Consider the following 19,290-nt stretch of genomic DNA (forward strand, 5'->3'; position numbering starts at 1 on the left):
CACGGATCATGTCGGCGCCCGGGCGAGAACGCACCCTGCGGGAAGGCCGGGACGGCCTCCCCGCAGGGCTCTGTCCGGGTCAGCTCACTTGGAGGTGAGGGTGACCGTCAGCGTCGAGTGGTACTCGCCGACCTTGGCGTCCTTGGGAGCCGTGAAGGTCAGATCGGCGTCGAAGAGCGCACCGGTCGGCAGCGTCGAGACGGCCGAGCTCTGCGCGATCTTCGTGCCGGTGCCGAGGGTCACACCGTCGATGAGGGTGTAGCCCGCGTAGGCCTTCGGCGCGAGCGTGAGGGCGCTGGTGGGGATCTCGTCGCCGGAGCCGTTGGTGAACGCCGTCCACGCCGCGTTCAGGTCCCAGCCCTTCAGAACGTTGCGGTCGTCGACCACCGTGACCTTGCCGAGCGCCTTGGTGGTGCTCTGGTCACGCGCCACGGCACCGAAGTCGACCTGGGTCTTCTCGGCGTTCAGCGACCACAGGTCGCTGGCGGTGACGGCGGCGGTGAGATCGACGTCGTCGGTGGCGGGCGCCTTACCGGCGAGAGTGACGGTGCCCCAGGCGAGGATCGCGAAGGTCGCGTCACCCGGCTGCGTCAGGGCGATGGTGTGGGTGGTACCCGACGGCAGCGAGGACACGTCGACCGTGGCATCACCGTTGGCGTCGGTGGTGACCTGACCGAGGTCGGTCGGGTCGGACCAGGCCCACGCCTGCAGCGTCTTGTTGGCGTTGGCGACACCGGCGGGGACCGTGACGGTGGTCGCGCCCTCGGCCGGGGCCGGGATCGTGACCTTGTTGGCGTCCGAGCCCGAGGGCTCGACCGGAGCGGTGGCGGCGACCGTGCCCGAGAAGGCCTGGTCGTCGGAGCCGGCTGCGTTGGTCGCGGTCAGCGTGAAGCCGTACGCGCCCGCGGCCGTCGGCGTGCCCGTGATCGCGCCGGAGGCGGCATCCAGGCTCAGGCCCGCGGGGAGCGAGCCGGCCGTGACCGCCCACGAGATCGGAGCGGTTCCGCTGGCGGCGATCGTCTGCGAGAACGCGGAGTCCTTCGTCAGCGCGTTCAGCGACGTGGTCGTGATGACCGGAGCCACGTCGGCCTGGGCCGGCGTCTGATCGGCGAACGTCCACGCACCGCCGGGCTCGACGTGGATCGAGACGAACTTCACGCCGGCGTCGGCGATAGTCAGACCGTTGTTCTTGATCCACGCGAAGCCGAGGCTGTAGTCACCGCCGTTGGCCTTGATCGACGCCCAGTTGCCGCCGATGAAGCCCGACAGGCTGAGGTTGGGCTGGAGGATGTTCTGGGTGCCGGGCATGAAGCCGCCGTCTGCCGTCGCCGTCCACGACGAGAGGGTGTTCTCGGTGCCGGGGGTGGTGACGAAGTAGCCGACGCCCGTGGCATCCGACGAACCGATGAACGGCGTGTCGATGTCGGCGAACTCCGGTCCCGGGCTGGCGATGACCTGGTCGTCCCAGGCCATCACCTTGTCGTCGGGCAGACGTGAGCCGTCGCCGCCGTCCATCAGGTAGAACTGCGGGGCCGGGGTGGCGGCGTTGGCCGCGGTGGCCGAGACGCCACCGGCGAGGAGCGAGACCGCCGTCGCCGCGGCGACGATCGATCCGAACTTCTTGATGTTCATTGCGAGAGGTGTCCTTTATCCGTCGATCGGAGGTCAGAGCGTCGCGAACGCACGCTGGATGTTGGTGGTCGAGGGAGCGAGGAAGCCGAACTTCTTCTTCACCGCGCCGACCGAGCTGGAGAGCGAACCGAAGCTGGTGAGGCTGTTGTTGACACTCGGGTTCACGAGGTTCGCCAGGGCCGCGTCGTACTTGGCGTTCGACGGCGTGATGCGTGCGTACTCCACGACGAGGTAGGTGTCGCGACCGAACGTCGCGTCGCTGTAGTACGCCGAGTTCGGGACGAGGTTCGGGGCGGTGCCGGTGAAGGCCGCCTGACCCGCGACCGCGGAACCGAAGGAGACACCGGCGGCGGTGGTGGTGTTGATACCGGTCGCCCCGTTGGCCTGCGAGATCCAGTTGGCGACGCTGAAGGGGATCAGCTCGTTGTCGCCGAGCACCGAGGCGTCGTTCTCCGGCGTCGTGCCCGTGGCGTCACTGACGCACGAGCCCAGGGTCGGGTTGCCGATCGCGCCCAGGAAGAAGCTGCGCGTGCCCGAACCGCTCTGCGGGATGCGCGGCTTGACCGTGACACCACCGATCTGGGTCGTGGTGCACTCGTAGATGGCCTTGAGCTGCGCGGCGGTCAGGTTCGCCCACGAGCTGTCCCCGCCCTTGTACGCGAACCCGAGGGCGTCACGGGCGTAGGGGACGTACGCGAGCAGACCGTTCTGGTTGGCGTTGCTGCCGGGTCCGCTCGACGAGCGGGCGATGTCGACCTGGCCGAGGATCTGACGCGCCGGCACGGCGGGGTTGCCGCTGTAGTTGGCGCCCGTGATCGACGCGCGCAGCGCTGTGACGCCGGCGCCCGAGCCGGCGGGACGGCCGAAGAAGGCACCCGTGGGCTTGGTCTGGATGGCGGCCGAACCGAACGCGTCGAAGTTGCCCAGCGTCTTGTTGTTCGAGGTCACGCGGACCGTGGCGCCGGTGATGGTCGTGCCGTTCACGATGGCGTTCATCGAGTCCTGCAGGGTGTCCGATCCGACCAGCGAGTAGCTGTTGGAGACCGGCTCCGCCGAGGCGGAGGTTGCGACGCCGACACCGGCGATCGCGATACCGCAAGCCGCCCCCAGAGCGACCAGCTTGTTGAGCTTCAACTCACTTACCTTTCGTAGGTATTGCACTGTGATTTCGGGTGTTCAGTTGGTGGAGGAGAAGTCGTGGTCCGACGCTCACAGGCGTCGGCGCAGGCGCCCCAGCAGCGGCACGGCGAGCGCGGAGGCCAGTCCGCCCAGAACGCTGCCGGGCAGTGCCCAGGTGATCGCACCCATGTCCGGGTCGTCGGGGGTGGTGGCGCCGGTCAGCGATGCGGCCGCGGCACCGCTCGCGATCGGGTCGGCGGGGCCTGCGGGCGCCGCGGCGGCCGGCGCGACCGCGGCAGCGGGGGCGCTGCCGACGACGCTGCCCGTCGGGAACGGGGTGCCCGAGGTTCCCCCGCTGTTCGCGGGGGTCGTGGTGGGGGTCGCGGGCACGGTGCCGTTCTGGATGTCGTCCGCCGCGGCCCGAGCGCGGTCGCGCCATCCCTCCGGAAGCGGGACATACCCCTCCGGAAGCTGGCCGATCGAGGTGCCGGGCTCCTGGCCGGTGGTCGAGACGAAGCGGATGAACGAGGCGTAGCTCGCGCGCAGCTCGGCGTCGTTCATGCGGGGGTTCACCGCCGCGTACACCGGAAGGGTCAGGGGGTAGGCGCTCGCGGCCCCCTTCGCCGCCTCGGACGACGGGTCGAAGCCGTAGACCTGCGGTTGCCGCGCGTCGGGCGTCATGGCGGCTGCGGCAGCGGCCATCGACTCCGCCGTGGCCTCCACGAACTGCCCCGCCGGGTTCTGCAGGGCCGCGGTCACCACCTGGTAGCGCGCGGCGGATGCCGTGTCGGTGAGGGCGAGCACGCTCTGGCGCCCGGGGAGGTTGCGGTCGGCCTTGCCGTACTTCGGCGGCGTGCTGGTCGGGTTCCAGTCTCCGAGGATGAGGCCGTCGCCGCGCAATGTGTCGTACGCGCCGGAGTCGAAGTCGTTGACGTACGGACGCCAGGTCACCAGGTTCACCGGCCCCGCCGACGATGTCGCCGCCTGTTCGACCGGGTCGGCCTTCGGGAAGTCCTCGCGCGGGAGCGCGAGCGCGGTCCCCGAGGCGTTGGCCTCATCGGTCGTCGCGCTCCACGGGTTGACGGTCATGCCCCACGGATCGGGCTTGCCCTCGAGGAAGTCGCGCGCGCTCTGGTCGCTCAGCACGTACTGCCACACCGCCCACGCGACATCCGATCGTCCCTGCGGGATCAGAACGTCGGCGAGCGAGGCCGCCGCGAGCGCCTGATAGGCCCACTCGGGGTCATTGATCGCGAGGAAGTCGGGGTCGTAGGTGAGGGTGCGAGGGTTGTAGACGGGGTCGTCGGCGCCGCCGGGGCCCGGGTGGCTGAGATGCGTACGGTCGGCGAAGGTCGGCAGCGAGTCCAGGTACGAATTCGTCAGCAGCTTCGCCATCAGGCGCGGGGTGAGCTTGAGCGATGTGAAGGGCAGACCGGCTCGCCCTTGGACGTCGGCAGGGACGGTCGGATCCTCCGGCCGCGGGTTGCGGTCGATCGCGAACGACACCGCGGCCCCGGTGATGCCGATCGGCGCGTACCGGAGGCGATCGGTGCCGAGCTCGGGGTCCAGCGCGCGCGAGGTCAGCGCGAGTGGGGCCGGATCGGTGCCGTTCGCCGTCGACGCCGCATCGGACTCGGCGCTGGTGATCGCGGAGTAGATGGAGCCGCCCTGCTGGTTGCAGACCGCGGGCTGCCACGATGACACCGCGCGGGAGATGAGCTCGCTTCCGGCCAGCTGTCGCTCGGACGCCCCGATGGGGCACCGGACACCGATCGGCTTGAAGTCGAGCCGGATGGCGATGCGGTGCTTCCAGGCGTCCCAGAAGAGTCCGGATTGCGTGATGAACGCCGAACCGGAGTCCTTCGTGCCGCGCGGCACGATCACCAGCCAACAGCTGGTGCCGGTGACCGTGCCGTCGTCGGCGGTGACCGGAGAGCCGCAGCCGAGACCCTGGGACTGCAGGGCGGTCTGCACCTCGAACTTGACCGATCCCGAGCCGTCGCCGCCCGATCCCGCCCACGACACCATGTTGGTGGTGTATTTCGAGAAGAACTCGTTGGTGTTCATGTCGGGCAGGGACGTCGTGCCGTCGGGCCCGACGGTGTAGTTGTACGCGCCGTCCTTGACCGAGGCGATGGTCTTGCCGTTCGCGGCGCGGAACGGGATCGAGGTGTAGGTCGGGCTCGCGAAGCCGTCCGAGGGGACGGTGTACTCCCTGTCCTCGTCGGCGACGGAGGCGTCGCTCTCGCGGACGTCGTCGCGGTGGGACCCCGGCACCCCGCCGATGCCGTACTGGCACGTGGTGCGGTCCGGGCTGTTCGGATCGTCCGGGTCGTCGCCCCAGCACTGGAAGATCTGCAAGAAGTTCGCGCCGCCGATCTGCTGACTCGGAACGGTCGACGCCTTACCGCCGGTCCACGACACGACGACGCCCTGGGACTCGAGCGCGCGGGTCTGCGACACCGTCACCTCGAGGTCGGGGAACGGTGCGTTCTCGATGTCGGCATCCTGGCTGCGGGCGCTCACGGTCACGGCCGAGGAGTCCTCGGCGGCGGCACGGGATGCCGTGCCGGCGACGACGCCGGAGCCTCCGGTGACCGCGAAGATCGCGAGGCCGGTGACGACACCCACCGCGACCGACGCGATCCATCGGGGGGCTCGCCCGCCACGGATCCGCACGCGGGCGCGCGGCGTCGGCGACGGCGCGGTCTCGCCGATGAGCACAGGGTTCTCGGGCACGGGATTCCTTCGGGAGTCGAGGGCTTCGGTCCGCCCTCGCCAGAAGCTAAAGGCGACCGAGTGTCTGCGGAATGAACGAGGCGGTAACGAGGCACCGCCGTGATGTGGTGGAGGTGCGAACGCGCTTAATTCCCAGGTCAAAGGCCTTTTTTAGGCACGCTGGCGCCCCCGGGGCACCCGCGGTGCCGCCGGGGGCTGGGCGTCAGCCGCGGGAGCCGCCCCCGCGCCGTCGGGCCATCAGCGGGGGGACGAGGATGGCGGCCACGACGAGGACTCCGGCCGCGAGCATGACGAATTGCGGGGTGCCCCACCCGTCCTCGGCCAGGGTGAACGGCGAGGACACGGCCGCGGCCGCGACGCCGGAGGCCGAGCCCGAGACGAGGTTTCCGTTGGCGTCGTAGACCGGTTCTCCACCGGCCGCGACGGCACTGGCCGCGTTCGCCGCCGCGCCCGTGGTGTCACCGCCGGTCGCGCCGGTGCCCCCGGCCCCGTCGCCGGACACGCCGCCCGAGCCCGTGGCCGGGGTCTCCTCCTGCGCGCCGCCCGTGCCATCGAGGCACTGGGTCGGGCCCTGCTTGTCGCAGTCCGGGGGGTTGGGGGCGGACTGCGCGAGCTGATTGTTGGAGGGAGAGTCGCCGGGCTTGAACGTCGGGTTGTTGCACTTGTTGAAGTCGACCGCTCCCGCCGTGCCCGGGATCTTGGCGATCACGTCCGAGCCCGCCTGGACCAGGTTCATCGGCAGCGGCGAATACCCGAGATCCTTCGCGGACTGCTGGCCCTCGCAGATCATGTACGAGGCGAAGATGCTCAGCGTCTTGCCCTTCTCGGCCGTGAAGATCTTGTTCGTCTGGGTCGGCACGATCATGTACGAGTAGCTCGACATCGGGTAGGAACGCGGATCGCCGCTGTTGTACACGCCGTCGAGGTTCTGCGTGAGGTCGGGGTTGATCGCCGCCGACATCAGCGCCACGGCCACCGACTGATACGTCGGCTCGACGAAGTACCCGGCCTTGTTGAGCACCTTGGCCACGGGGAACCCGGACTTCATCGCGTACGAGTACTCCACGTAGGTGATCGCGCCTTCGCCGTAGTTCTGGCTCACGTACCCCGCCACGCCGAGCGAGCCGTTCTGCCCCTTGAAGGAGGCGTTGATCTGCGGGAACTGCGACCGCATGCCCTGCGTCCAGATGCTGGGGAACTGCTTCGACATCCACAGCGTGAACTGCGCGCTCGTCCCCGAGCCGTCGGAGCGATACACCGGAGTGATGGGGCGGTCGGGCATCGCGAGCGCGGGATTGTCGGCCTGGATCGCGGGATCGTTCCAGTTCGAGATCTGACCCGAGAAGATCTTGGCGATGACCTCGCCGGACAGACGCAGGTTCGTCACCCGCTTCCCGCCGATCTTGAGGTTGTACATCAGCGACGTTCCACCGGCGACGATGGGCATGTAGGCGTAGGACGACGTGGGCGTCTCCGGCGGTGAGCCGTCCTCGGGCTGCGACTGGAAGGGGATCTCGCTGATCGCGAAGTCCACCGTCTGGTTGATGAAGTCGTTGCGGCCCGCGGACGAACCGGTGCCGTTGTAGTTCACCGTCATGCCGTAGTTGTTGGCGACGTTCTTCCGCCATTGATCGAGGGCGTTCTGCGACCACGTGGAGCCGGAACCGGTGATCGGAACGTAGGTGTCGGCCGCGTGGGCGGGGGTGACGGCCAGGCTCACGAGGGTGGCCGTGGCGATCACGGCCCCCCAGCGGGCCAGACGGGTGCGGACGTTCACGACGGGTTCTCCTCGGTGGGTCGGTCGGGGCGGGGAGGCGGGGTGCGCTGCGAGAGTCGCCACTGCAGATCCCTCGGGGGCCTGCCCTTCGGCGGTCTGGCACGACGCTCCGCGCGAGAGGACGGCTCGTCGGGCGTCCGCCCGCGGGCAGCGAGGATGCGCTCGAGATCGCGCGCCGATGCGGCGGCGGCGTTGCGGCGCTGCCGGTCCGAAAGCTGTCCGGGCCCCTTGCCGCCGATCAGGCGCGCCACGATGAACAGGGTCAGCACCAGGAGAACGAGCGTGGCAGCGGCGCCGAACCCGCGCGCGATCATGTTCGGCTCGGGCGACTTCACGAAGTCGAAGACCTGCAGGGGCAGCGAGATCATCGGGCCCGAGAAGGGGTTGAGGTTCCACTCCGCCGTCACGCCCGAGGTCAGCAGCACGGGCGAGGTCTCGCCGATGCCGCGCGCCGTGCCGAGGATCACCGCGGTCACCAGCCCCGAGCGCGAGGTGGGCAGCACGACGCTCCACACCGTCCGCCATCGGCTCGTGCCCAGCGCGTACGACGCCTCCCGCAGATTGTGCGGGACCAGACGGAGCACGACATCGGACGCGCGGATGATGATCGGCAGCATCATGACGCTGATGGCGAGGGATGCCGCGAACCCCGAACGCTGGTGAGTGATGAGGGTCACCACGGCGGCGTAGACGAACAGGCCCGCGACGATCGAGGGCAGCGCGGTCATGGCATCCGAGATCGTCCGGACGAAGCGGGCGAACGGGCCGCCGATCTCGTTGAGGAACACGGCCGTGGTGATACCGAGGGGAATCGTGATCGCCAGGGCGATCGCGATCTGGATGAGCGTCCCGGCGATCGCGTGGGCGATCCCCCCCATGGTCAGCGGATCGAGAGGGCCGGCGAGCTTCATGGTCTCGACGAAGAAGGTGACGTTCATGATCGCCGGGAGCCCGCGCACGACCGTGAACAGGATGACGAAGACCAGGGCACCCAGCAGCACCACACCGGCGGAGTAGAACAGGGCCGTCATGATGCGCTCGCTCACGGCGAGCCGATCCGCGCGCAACGAGGACAGGACCGCGTAGATCCCGAGGAAGCCGAGGAACGACACGATCAGCCAGCCGATGACCCCCGTCATCGGCGTCACCCACCCGAACAGAAGCGTCGCCAGCGCGAGGCCCGCTGCAGTGCTTCCGAGGACGTTGAACCTGTCGCCGAACGGCACGGTACGCAGGTCGCGGCGCTCGCCCACGTGACCGGTCCGCGGAGGGATCGTCGTGCGCCCGCTCGCGGGCGCGGAGTCGTGCTCGCGGGCCGCGGCGGCATCGGGGGCCAGGATCGCCATCAGTTGCTCTCCGCTCCAGAACGGCTGCGCGCGACGATCATCGACGCGGTGAAGTTGACGATGAGCGTGATGACGAACAGCACCAGTCCTGCCGCCATGAGGGCCGAGAGCCCGAACTGGCTCGCCTCGCCGTAGCGCAGCGCGATGAGGGCCGACACCGAGTTCGTGCCGGTCTTCAGCACCTGCGGATTGATCGTGAAGATCGGCGAGATGATCATGACGACGGCGATCGTCTCGCCGAGCGCGCGCCCCAGGCCCAGCATCGTGCCGCCGATGATGCCGCCTCGACCGAACGGGAGCACGACGGCTCGGATCATCCCCCACCGCGTGGATCCCAGGGCCAGCGCTCCCTCGCGCTCACCGAGAGGCGCCTGCGAGAAGGCCTCGCGCATCACCGAGGTCTGCGTCGGCACCACCATGAGCGCCACGACGATGCCCGCGATGAAGGCCGACGACGTGAACGCCCCGGCGTCGGTCAAGCGCTGACCGGCCTCGTCGGTGACGCGGAAGACCGGGATCCATCCGAAGTACGTGGAGATCCACTGCGACACCGGGATGATGTTGGTCTGCAGGAAGAACACGCCCCACAGACCGAAGACGACGCTGGGCACCGCGGCCATGAGGTCGACGAGGGTGATCAGCAGCGAACGGACCTGAGGTGGGACGATCTCGCTGATCAACAGCGCCGTCCCCATCGCCAAGGGCACCGAGACGGCCATCGCGATGACGGCGATCGTGACCGTACCGAACAGCACCGCGGCCACCCCGAAGGATCCGGTCTCCGGCGACCACTCCTGGGTCACGAGGAAGCTCACGCCGGTGACGCTGAGCGCGTCTCCCGCACGGGCCGTGAGGAAGACGCCCACCGCCAGCATGATGGCGACCGTCACTCCTCCCGCGGCGTAGGCGACCGAGCGGAACACCCGGTCCGCCTGCACCGGCGCGCTCTTGAGCGAGCGGCGGCGGGGAGCCGTCGCCTCGGTGCGGGGAGGGAGAACCTCGGTGGTGGTGTCGGTCATGCGCTCTCCGTCGGTCGCGTGGGGCGAGTCGTGCAAGGACACCGCGGCGGCATCCCGCGCAGCGCGGCCGGCCTCGGGACGTGCGGACCACTGGCGACGCGATGCGCCCGCTGTCCCTCGTACCGGCTCGGGACGCCGGCAAGGGCGACGCTAGATCCGGTTCGTGAACGCCGCCGGGAACGGCCGACCACGCGACCTGGCCGGAAGGTGAACGAGGGATGCCACGGCTCGCGCGGCCCTGCGCGCCTCACGGCGTCCCCGGGGTCGGGGTGGGCGTCTCCGTCACCGGCGACGGGGCGGGAGTCGTCGTCGCCGTCGGTGTCGGGGTGGGCACGGTCATCCGGCCGCTGGAGACGAGCACACGCACCACCGACCCCACGGGCGCCGACGCGCCGCCCGCCGGCGCCGACCCGATGACGGTGCCCGGCGTTCGGTCCGAGACCGCCACGACCTGCTCGGGAACGAACCCCGCGGCGCGGAGGGCGATGTCGGCCTCGGCCGACGTCCACCCGTCCACGGGCGGAACGGCGTTCGTCCCGGATGCCACGACGAGACGCACGACGGTTCCCGGTGTCACGGCGGTGCCCGGCGCCGGGTCGGCGGCGAGCACCGCACCGGCGGGCAACGGGGAATCCTGCCTCGTGATCGACCCCACCACCAGGCCCGCTTCCTCGAGCGCCGCGAGCATCGATTCCAGGGAGCCGAGTCCGGGCACGACGACGCCACTCGCCTCCGGCGTCGGGGACGCGCTCGTGGTGCCGCCGGGGTCGGCGGACGTGGTGGGGAGCGCTGTGGCGGTCGGCGCGGGACCGGGCTCGGGACGTCCGGCGGTCGCCATGAGCGGCACGGCGACCGCCACGAGGGCGAGCACCACCACCACGACCGCCGCCGCTCCCCAGCCCGCACCGTCACCGCGGGAACGCGTGCCCCCCTCGCCGTCGTCGGGGCCGGCGGGCGGTGCGGCGACGGCGATCGGCGGCGCAGCCGGGGCCGGACGCAGCACCCGGGTCTGCGCGGGCGGAGCGGGAGCGGGGGCGGCCGCCTCGAGCGCTCGACGCATCTCCCCCGCGTCGGCGAAACGGTCCGCGGGGTTCTTCAGCATCGCCCGCACGAGTACGCGGTCCAGGGCCGGCGGCACGCCGCGGGCACGCACCGAGGCCACCGGCGGCGGCGCCGACAGCTGCGCCCGCACCACGGCATCCCGGTCTCCGCCCTCGAAGGGGGCGCGTCCGGTCAGGGCGAAGTAGAGCAGGCCGCCTACCTGGTAGAGGTCACCGCCGACACCGACGGGGTCGCCGCGCAGCTGTTCCGGCGAGGCGTATTGCACGTTCCCCACCACTCCCGCCGCCGCGGACGCGGTGCTGCGCAGCACGTCGTCGCCGCGAGCGGTGCGTCCGGCGTCGTCGGCCAGTCCGAAGTCCAGAAGCGTCACGCGCACCGGCTCGGTCTCCTCGAAACGCACCAGGACGTTCGCCGGCGAGATGTCCCGATGGACCAGTCCGGCGGCGTGCGCGGTCTCGAGCGCGCCGAGGATCGTCACGCCGATGCGACGGGCGGCCTCTGCACCGACCGGGCCGTGGGTGAGCACCCGCTCGGCGAGCGTCGTGCCCTCCAGCAGCTCCTGCGCGATCCAGGCGATCGTGACGGCGCCGTCCTGGAACGTCCCGACGTCGACGACCTCGACGATTCCGGGGTGCGCGACAGCGGCCGTCCGCCGCGCCTCGTCGAGGAACGCCTCGCGTATCGACGCGCTCTGCGAGAGGTGCGGGTGCAGGAGCTTGACGGCGACGGACCGGTCCAGCAGCGTGTCGGTCGCCGCGAACACGGAGGCCGTTCCCCCCGAACCCAGCAATCCCTCGAGTCGGAACCTCTCCGCGATGAGACCGGGGCCGGGGGTCACGGCCGTCCCGGAATCAGAGGGACCTCGACGGATGCCGAGATCATGGCGTGTTCATGACGACGCGGGCACGGCGGCCCGATGCGGTACCGATGCTGACGCCCTGGGCGATCGCCGCGGTGGCCAGAGCCGAGCTCGCCGCGCGCCCGGCGGCGGCGGCCTCGCTCGCGGATTCGTACCACCGGGCGGCGATCAGCACCGGCCGATCGCCCCTTCGCACGACCCAGCCGTGGGTCGTCGAGTGCGGTCCCCGGACCGTGGTGACCGTCATCTCGTCCTCACGCGCTTGCTCGGCGACGGCCGCGTCGAACGCTGCTCTCGGCGAGACGAAGATGCGTGCGCAGCGCCCGAGCTCCCGGTTGTTGGTGGCGAGCAGCCGCCACACGCCGAAGACTCCGAGATGGGTGAGGGCGGCCTCGGGAGTGCCCTCGAGCGTGCCGGCCGTGACGGACAGCTCCGGGAGGAAGTGGGAGCGGAACAACAACCACGCGCCCAGGCGCGGATCGTGGACCGAACGGAAAGTGTCGAACACGATCCGCGCGCGCCGCGCGGCACGGTCGGACAGCGTCTCGTTCACGGGCACCCCTGTCTGGCGGCCGCAGAACAGAAGGGTCGGGTACCCGCGCTGCAGTCCGTAGGCAAGAAACTGGCGCGGCACGGTTTCCGCCGGTCCAGCGGCGGATGAACGCGCGGTACACGAGCGTGCAACGGTCGGCATCACCCGCCGGGGCGGACCGGCCCGCGGCCACCGGCCGCGGCGCGCCTCGCGTGCGCCCTGGGCGCCGTCAGAGCGTCCGGCGCCCCTCGAACGCCCGACCGAGGGTCACTTCGTCGGCGTACTCGAGGTCGCCGCCGACGGGGAGACCGGATGCCAGGCGCGTCACGCGGATCTCGAGGGTGTGCAGCAGACGGCTGAGGTACGTCGCCGTCGCCTCACCCTCGAGGTTGGGGTTCGTGGCGAGGATGACCTCTTGCACCGTGCCGTCGGCCAGGCGTTGCATGAGCTGCGTGATGCGCAGGTCGTCGGGACCGACGCCGGCGATCGGGCTGATCGCGCCCCCCAGCACGTGGTACAGCCCGCGGAACTCGCGCGTGCGCTCGATCGCGGCGACGTCTTTGGCGTCTTCGACGACGCAGATCAGGGTCGCGTTCCGGCGCGGGTCGCGGCAGATGGAGCAGCGGTCCTGCTCGGAGACGTTTCCGCAGATCTCGCAGAACTTCACCTTGTCGCGGATCTCACCCAGCAGCGTCGAGAGCCGAGACACGTCGAACGTCGGCGACTGCAAGATGTGGAACGCGATGCGCTGAGCAGACTTCGGGCCGATGCCGGGGAGTCGGCCGAACTCATCGATGAGGTCTTGGACGATGCCGTCGTACATCAGCTGAACCTCGTCGGGGGCTCGTAGGGCTCGTCGCGGACGTAGGTCGCCCCGAGCATCTGGCGGACCACGGCCTCCCCGTGACGCTGCACTCCCCCGCGCAACGGGGCCATGCGCGGCACCACCACCGGCGGAACGGGCAGGTCGGCCTCGTCATCGGCGGGAGGGATCACATCGTCGTCGTCGACCTCGTCGGGAGCAGGAACCGAAGGCGCGATGTCGGAGGACGGCAGCACGGAGCCCTCGAAGGGCGGTGGGGCGATGCGCGGCACTGGCCGGGCGGCGGCCTCTTCGGGCTCGTCGTCGACGGCGAGCGCGGTGGTCGCGCCGGACGCGTTCGCCGGCGAGACGGGCGAGGCGGCGCTCACCGCACCGGCGGGGCCGGGGGCTGCTGCCCCGGGTGCCGCGCCGCTGGCGGCCGTCGCGCCCGGGATCGGGGCGACCGCCCAGTCGGTGACCGACGCCGAGGCGTACGGGGCCGTCGAGCGCGGAGCCGGTCCCTGCTGCCGGGAACGTGCGCCGTCGGGGCCCGATCCCGGCGCGCCCGGCGGCGTCCCTCCGGAACCGCCGTCTCCGCCGTCGCCCTCGAGACGTGCGAGGTACTTGACCCGGATGCCCAGCACCGACTGGATCGCCTGGCGGAGGTCTTCGCTGGGGCCGCCGTCGGCGGAGCGTGTCTTGAACGCCGTGAGGTCGGATCCGGTGCGGAAGCCCAGGGTGAGCACGTCGTCGTCGAAGGCGAGCACGGACGCGTTCGACACGATCAGCCAGGATGTGCGGCTCACCGCTTCGAGCTGGCCGAGCACTTCGGGCCAGGCGTCGCGCACGTGGGAGAGCTCGAGCGGCCCGACCGGCGCGACGGGGGGCGTCGGGGCTGCCGGTTGGAGCGGCGCAGCCTCGCCGGGCGAAGGGGTGTTGTCCGTCGCGCCGTCACTCTCGCTCGGGGCGGACACACCGTCGGGCGCACCGTCGGCGGTCACGGCATCCGGTGTCGGCGCGGAGTCGAAGGGGTGCGGGTCGGAGGGGGCGGACGCCGCGGCGACCGCGGGTTCCGTCGTCGCGGTCGGGAGAGCTGTCGTCTCCGCGGCGTGAGACCGGGGCCCGCTGTCGCGAACGGACTCGTCGTCATCGAACGGCGGCGGCGCATCGTCGTCGTCGAACGGGGGCGGGGCGTCGTCGTCGGAGGGCGTGTGCGGTGACGGCGCGGCCGGCTGCGACGCGCGGACCGCGGACGGCGCCTCGACGGCGGCTGCACCCGGCGCCTCAACGGCGGGTACGCCCGGCGCGGCCACGGCCGGTGCGCCCGGCGAGGCGACGGCCGAGCCGGACGCCGGCGGTGCGACCGGCGGTGACACGACCGGCCGAGCCACGTTCGGAGCTGCGACCGGCGCGGAGACACGTCCCGGCGCCGTCCCGCCAGGGTTCGCGACAGCGGGGTTCGCCACACCGGGGTTCGCGACACCGGGGTTCGCCACACCGGGGTTCGCGACACCGGGGTTCCCGACACCGGGGTTCGCCACACCGGGGTTCGCCACACCGGGGTTCGCGACGCCCGGGGTCGCCGCGGCAGCGCCGGACGAACGGGCCGGGGCGGCAGGCGTAGGAGCCGGCGCCGTGGCGTGCTCGGTCGCGTGCGCCGAAGCCGCCGCGGGTGAGACGCCCTGGGACACCCCCGCATGCGTGAGCACGCGCGCGACGAGCAACTCCAACTGCAGGCGCGGCGAGGTGGCCCCGGTCATCTCGTCGAGCGCCGCGACGACGAGGTCGGCCGTCCGCGACAGCCGGGCCACGCCGAAGGCCGTCGCCTGGCGGGCCATGCGCTCGAGCTCGTCGTCGGGAACGCCGCGCAGCACCGCCGAGGCGCCCGCTCCGGTGGCCGCCACGACGATGAGATCGCGCAGACGCTCGAGAAGGTCGTCGACGAAGCGGCGCGGATCCTGCCCCGTCTGCACGACGCGGTCGACGGCCGCGAAGGCACCGGCACCGTCGAGCGCGGCGAAGGCGTCGACGACCTCGTCGAGCAGTTCGGAGTGCGTGTATCCCAACAGGGCGACGGCGCGCTCGTAGTTCACGAGCACGTGGTCTTCGGCATCGCGATCGGAGCCGGCGATGAGCTGATCGAGCAGGGAGAGCGTGTCGCGCGGCGACCCGCTGCCCGCGCGGACGACGAGCGGAAGCACGCCCGCCTCGACGGCGACACCCTCGCTCTCGCACAGCTCCTGCACGTATTCGAGCATCGCGGCCGGCGGCACCAGCCGGAACGGGTAGTGGTGGGTGCGCGAGCGGATGGTGCCGAGCACCTTCTCGGGCTCGGTCGTGGCGAAGATGAACTTCACGTGCGCCGGGGGCTCTTCGACCAGCTTGAGCAGGGCGTTGAAGCCCTGCTGCGTCACCATGTGCGCCTCATCGAGGATGAAGATCTTGAAGCGATCGCGCGCCGGGGCGAAGATCGCGCGCTCGCGCAGGTCGCGGGCGTCATCGACGCCGTTGTGGCTGGCGGCGTCGATCTCGACCACGTCGAGCGACCCCCCGCCGCCGCGGCCGAGCTCGACGCAGCTGTCGCATTCTCCGCACGGGGTGTCGGTGGGCCCCTGGGCGCAGTTGAGGCAGCGGGCGAGAATCCGGGCCGAGGTGGTCTTGCCGCAGCCGCGCGGACCCGAGAAGAGGTAGGCGTGCCCCACCCGATCACTGCGGAGGGCGGTCATCAGCGGCTCGGTCACCTGCGACTGCCCGATCATCTCGCCGAACGCCTGCGGGCGGTAGCGGCGGTACAGGGCTGTCGTCACTCCTCCAGCCTACGGCGTGCCACCGACATCGCGTCGGTCGCGCTCCCCCGTCACCCCTCACCCCGCCGTCAGATCAGGGGACGCCACGGAAACGGGCCGGTCCTGCCCGGAACGCCCTTCTCGCGTCACGGAGCAGCGTGCCTCCCCGAACGCGTTCCGGTCCCGAACGCCGAACGCGGCGGCACCCCGCGGGGCGCCGCCGCGTCGGGGAGCGGGATCAGGCGTCGAGCCCGACCGACACGGGCTCGTCGTCGCTGGAGACCAGGGGGATGGCCGCGGTGACGATCGGCACCGACGCCGAGAGCAGCGTGCCGTCCTCGCGGACCGACCCCTCGAGCTGGCGGATCGACGGGCGCCCCGGGATGATCGGGCCCTGCCCGTGCAGTGCGACGCGGACGCTCTCGCCCGGCGAGACCGTGTAGTCCACCCCGCGCACCGCGAACTCGACCGGCTCGCCCTCGTCGCCGGCGTGCAGCGTCAGCGCGGCGGCGGTGAGCGTGACGTTCAGGCGCGTGCCGTGCCAGTGCAGCACGTACGACAGCTCCGGCCAGTCGGCGGGCAGGCGAGGGTCGAACGTCAGCCTGCCGAAGTGGTCGCGCATGCCGCCGAAGCCGCTGACCAGCGCGGTCCACACGCCGCCGGCGGACGCCACGTGCACGCCATCGGAGGCGTTGTGGTGCAGGTCGCCGAGGTCGACGAACGCGGCCTGGCGGAAGTACTCCAGCGCGAGGTCCTGGTATCCGACCTCGGCAGCCAGGATCGACTGCACGACCGCCGACAGCGTCGAGTCGCCCGTGGTGAGCGGGTCGTAGTACTCGAAGTCGGCGAGCTTCTCGGCATCCGTGAAGTGATTGCCCTGCAGGAAAAGCGCGAGCACGACGTCGGCCTGCTTCAGCACCTGGTACCGGTAGATGACCAGCGGGTGGAAGTGCAGCAGGAGCGGGCGCTGGTCGGGCGGGGTGTTCTCCAGGTCCCAGATCTCGCGCTCCAGGAACACCGCGTCCTGGGGATGGATGCCGAGGGCCGGGCTGAACGGGATGTGCATGGCCTCGGCCGCCATCTCCCAGCGGTCGGGCTCGGAGGGGTCGAGGTTCATCCGGTCGGCCATACGGCCATAGGCCTCGGGGTCGTTCTCGGCGAGGTCGCGCACCGTACGGGCGGCGAAGCGCAGGTTGAAGCGCGCCATGACGTTGGTGAAGAGGTTGTCGTTGACGACGGTGGTGTACTCGTCCGGCCCGGTGACGCCGTGGATGTGGAACGAGTCCTGTTCGCCGTCGTCGGCGCTGTCGCTGGAACGCCAGAACCCCAGCGTCGACCACAGACGCGCCGTGTCCACGGCGATGTCGACTCCCTCGCGGGCGAGGAACTCCTCGTCGCCCGTGGCGCGGACGTACTTCGCCAGCGCGAAGGCGACGTCGGCGTTGATGTGGTACTGGGCGGTACCGGCGGCGTAGTAGGCGGAGGCCTCCTCGCCGTTGATCGTGCGCCACGGGAAGAGGGCGCCGGCCTCGTTGAGCTGGTGCGCGCGCTTGCGGGCCGCCGGCAGCATGAGGTACCGCATCCGCAGCGCGTTCCGGGCCCACTGCGGCGTCGTGTAGGCCAGGAACGGCAACACGTACACCTCCGTGTCCCAGAAGTAGTGACCGCTGTACCCCGAGCCGGTGACGCCCTTGGCGGGCACGCCCTGACCGTCGGCGCGGGCGGCGGCCTGCGCCAGTTGGAACAGGCACCAGCGCGTGGCCTGCTGCAGGTCGGCCTGGCCGCCGATGCGGACGTCGGATCGATCCCAGAATGCCGCGAACCAGGCGATCTGACGGTCGACGAGCTCGCCGACGCCGACGGTGCGCGCGCGGTCGAGGGTGCGGCGGCACCGGTCGACGAGCTCGCCGGCGGGGACCCCGCGAGAGGTGTGATAGCTGACGAGCTTGGTGATCGTCGTGGGCACGCCGGCGCGCGCCTGCACGCGGAAGACGTTCTTGGCGATGTCGGGCTCGATCAGCTGGCGCGACGTGTACTCGTTCGCCGTGTCGACCTCGTGGTCGGCGACCACGGCAAGCGTCATGCCCGACTCGGTCACCTCGTATGACAGCGCCGAACGCTCGCCGTCCTGCCAGTACTCGCGCGGTTGCAGGACACGGTCGGTGAGCTTCTCGGTCTTGCGGGGATCGAAGCCGGAGGACTTGGATGCCATGGGCGATCCGCCGTAGATGCCCTCGCCGTCCTGCCGGTTCAGCAGCTGGCACGCCACCGTGACGGGGGCGTCGGAGTTGAGCACCGTCACCGTCAGGCGCAGCACCGCGAGGTGCTTCTCATCGAACGACACGAACCGCTCGTCCTCGATGCGCACCTCCTTGCCGGACGGGGTGACCCACAGGAGGGTCCGGCGCAGGATGCCCTGGCGCATGTCGAGGACGCGCTCGTACTCGCGGACATCGGCGACGTCGAGAGAGAGCGGCTCGTCGTCGACGTAGACGCGCATGACCTTGGCATCCGGGGCGTTGATGATCGTCTGCCCCACCTCGGCGAAGCCGTAGGCCTGCTCGGCGTGCCGGATCGGGAAAGTCTCGTGGAACCCGTTGATGAAGGTGCCCTGCTCATGGGCGAAGCGACCCTCGATGGAGTTGCCACGCAACCCCAGGTAGCCGTTGCCGACGGCGAAGAGCGTCTCGGTGACGCCGGTGTCGTCGGCCGAGAACTCGGTCTCGACGAGGCGCCACTCGTCGATGGGGAAACGATCGCGATCGATCATCGGGGCATGCCTTCCGGTGCCGGGTTTCGGGTCAGTCGCGCGGGGCGACGGCTCAGTCTACGAACGCCTGCAGGTCGTCGACGACCACGTCGGCTCCGGCGGCGACGAGCTCGTCCGCTCCCGCGCCGCGGTCGACACCCACGACGAGTCCGAAGCCCGCACCGGATGCCGAGGCGACGCCGCTGGTGGCGTCTTCGACCGCGGCCGAACGGGCAGGATCCACAGCCAGCATGCGGGCGGCCTCGGCGAAGACGTCGGGCGCAGGCTTGGATGCCAGGTGATCGCGCTCGGCGACGACGCCGTCCATCACGACGGGGAAGCGGTCGCGGATACCGGCGGCCTCGAGCACCTCGACGGCGTTCTTGGAGCTGGACACCACGGCGATCGGCGTTCCCGCAGCCTGCAGCACGTCGAGCAGGGCCACCGAGCCCGGGTAGGGCGCGATGCCCTCGGCGCGGAGGATGCGTGAGAACACGACGTTCTTGCGATTGCCGACCCCGCACACCGTGTCCGTCGACGGGTCGTCGGAGGGGTCGCCCCACGGCACCTCGACATCGCGGCTGCGCAGCAGACTCGCCACCCCGTCGTAGCGCTTCTTGCCGTCGACGTGATCGAAGTAGTCGCGGTCGGTGTAGGGCGGCTGGATGTCCCACGCGGCGAACAGCTCGTCGAACATCTCTTTCCACGCGCGCATGTGCACTTCTGCGGTGGGGGTGAGCACGCCGTCGAGGTCGAACAGGACGGCGTCGTAGGAGGTCAGATCGGGCAGGTCACGGCTGTCGGTCACGGGTGCTCCAGATCGCGGGCGGGACGCGCGGACACGACGGTGCGCCGCTCTCCCAGCGTA

At 71.0% G+C, this 19,290-nt stretch carries 12 protein-coding genes; all 12 read right to left on the reverse strand.

Annotation, left to right across the window (positions count from 1 at the left end):
- Nucleotides 1-84: 84 nt before the first annotated feature.
- Nucleotides 85-1,632 carry an Ig domain-containing protein gene (locus tag LL239_RS14855; RefSeq protein ID WP_228164223.1) on the reverse strand — a complete coding sequence of 516 codons (1,548 nt, stop codon included), beginning with the start codon at nt 1,630-1,632 and terminating at the stop codon, nt 85-87.
- Between the two features lie 33 nt (nt 1,633-1,665).
- Nucleotides 1,666-2,766 carry a hypothetical protein gene (locus tag LL239_RS14860; protein ID WP_228164224.1) on the reverse strand — a complete coding sequence of 367 codons (1,101 nt, stop codon included), beginning with the start codon at nt 2,764-2,766 and terminating at the stop codon, nt 1,666-1,668.
- Between the two features lie 75 nt (nt 2,767-2,841).
- The gene (locus tag LL239_RS14865) at nt 2,842-5,490 is read right to left on the reverse strand and encodes a hypothetical protein (RefSeq protein WP_228164225.1); all 2,649 of its coding nucleotides are present in this window, start codon (nt 5,488-5,490) and stop codon (nt 2,842-2,844) included.
- 202 nt (nt 5,491-5,692) lie between these two features.
- Complete coding sequence (gene pstS, locus LL239_RS14870) at nt 5,693-7,267, reverse strand: phosphate ABC transporter substrate-binding protein PstS (protein ID WP_228164226.1); 1,575 nt, start codon at nt 7,265-7,267, stop codon at nt 5,693-5,695.
- On the reverse strand, nt 7,264-8,613 hold the full coding sequence (gene pstA / locus LL239_RS14875; RefSeq protein WP_228164227.1) for a phosphate ABC transporter permease PstA: 1,350 nt from the start codon (nt 8,611-8,613) through the stop codon (nt 7,264-7,266). Before pstA ends, pstS begins: the two co-directional genes overlap by 4 nt.
- A complete protein-coding gene (pstC, locus tag LL239_RS14880) occupies nt 8,613-9,632 on the reverse strand; it encodes a phosphate ABC transporter permease subunit PstC (RefSeq protein ID WP_228164228.1) in 1,020 nt (339 codons plus the stop codon). The genes pstA and pstC overlap by 1 nt, the downstream gene beginning before the upstream one ends.
- 247 nt (nt 9,633-9,879) lie before the next feature.
- Nucleotides 9,880-11,532 carry a protein kinase domain-containing protein gene (locus LL239_RS14885; RefSeq protein WP_228164229.1) on the reverse strand — a complete coding sequence of 551 codons (1,653 nt, stop codon included), beginning with the start codon at nt 11,530-11,532 and terminating at the stop codon, nt 9,880-9,882.
- 40 nt (nt 11,533-11,572) lie between these two features.
- On the reverse strand, nt 11,573-12,106 hold the full coding sequence (locus tag LL239_RS14890; RefSeq protein WP_228164230.1) for a hypothetical protein: 534 nt from the start codon (nt 12,104-12,106) through the stop codon (nt 11,573-11,575).
- A 208-nt stretch (nt 12,107-12,314) separates the two neighbouring features.
- A complete protein-coding gene (recR, locus tag LL239_RS14895) occupies nt 12,315-12,908 on the reverse strand; it encodes a recombination mediator RecR (protein WP_228164231.1) in 594 nt (197 codons plus the stop codon).
- The gene (locus LL239_RS14900; RefSeq protein WP_228164232.1) at nt 12,908-15,694 is read right to left on the reverse strand and encodes a DNA polymerase III subunit gamma and tau; all 2,787 of its coding nucleotides are present in this window, start codon (nt 15,692-15,694) and stop codon (nt 12,908-12,910) included. The genes recR and LL239_RS14900 overlap by 1 nt, the downstream gene beginning before the upstream one ends.
- A 217-nt stretch (nt 15,695-15,911) precedes the next feature.
- On the reverse strand, nt 15,912-18,443 hold the full coding sequence (locus LL239_RS14905; protein ID WP_228164233.1) for a glycoside hydrolase family 65 protein: 2,532 nt from the start codon (nt 18,441-18,443) through the stop codon (nt 15,912-15,914).
- A 52-nt stretch (nt 18,444-18,495) separates the two neighbouring features.
- Entirely contained in the window at nt 18,496-19,230 is a 735-nt protein-coding gene (locus LL239_RS14910; RefSeq protein ID WP_228164234.1) for an HAD family hydrolase, read from the reverse strand.
- Between the last annotated feature and the right edge of the window lie 60 nt (nt 19,231-19,290).

Source organism: Microbacterium testaceum (assembly GCF_020781835.1).
GTDB lineage: Bacteria > Actinomycetota > Actinomycetes > Actinomycetales > Microbacteriaceae > Microbacterium > Microbacterium testaceum_H.

What these genes read in the sequence shown, in the direction of transcription:
- recR (WP_228164231.1), bottom strand. Translation starts at nt 12,908, where the DNA reads ATGTACGACGGCATCGTCCAAGACCTCATCGATGAGTTCGGCCGACTC.
- LL239_RS14905 (WP_228164233.1), bottom strand. Translation starts at nt 18,443, where the DNA reads ATGATCGATCGCGATCGTTTCCCCATCGACGAGTGGCGCCTCGTCGAG.
- pstC (WP_228164228.1), bottom strand. Translation starts at nt 9,632, where the DNA reads ATGACCGACACCACCACCGAGGTTCTCCCTCCCCGCACCGAGGCGACG.
- LL239_RS14855 (WP_228164223.1), bottom strand. Translation starts at nt 1,632, where the DNA reads ATGAACATCAAGAAGTTCGGATCGATCGTCGCCGCGGCGACGGCGGTC.
- pstA (WP_228164227.1), bottom strand. Translation starts at nt 8,613, where the DNA reads ATGGCGATCCTGGCCCCCGATGCCGCCGCGGCCCGCGAGCACGACTCC.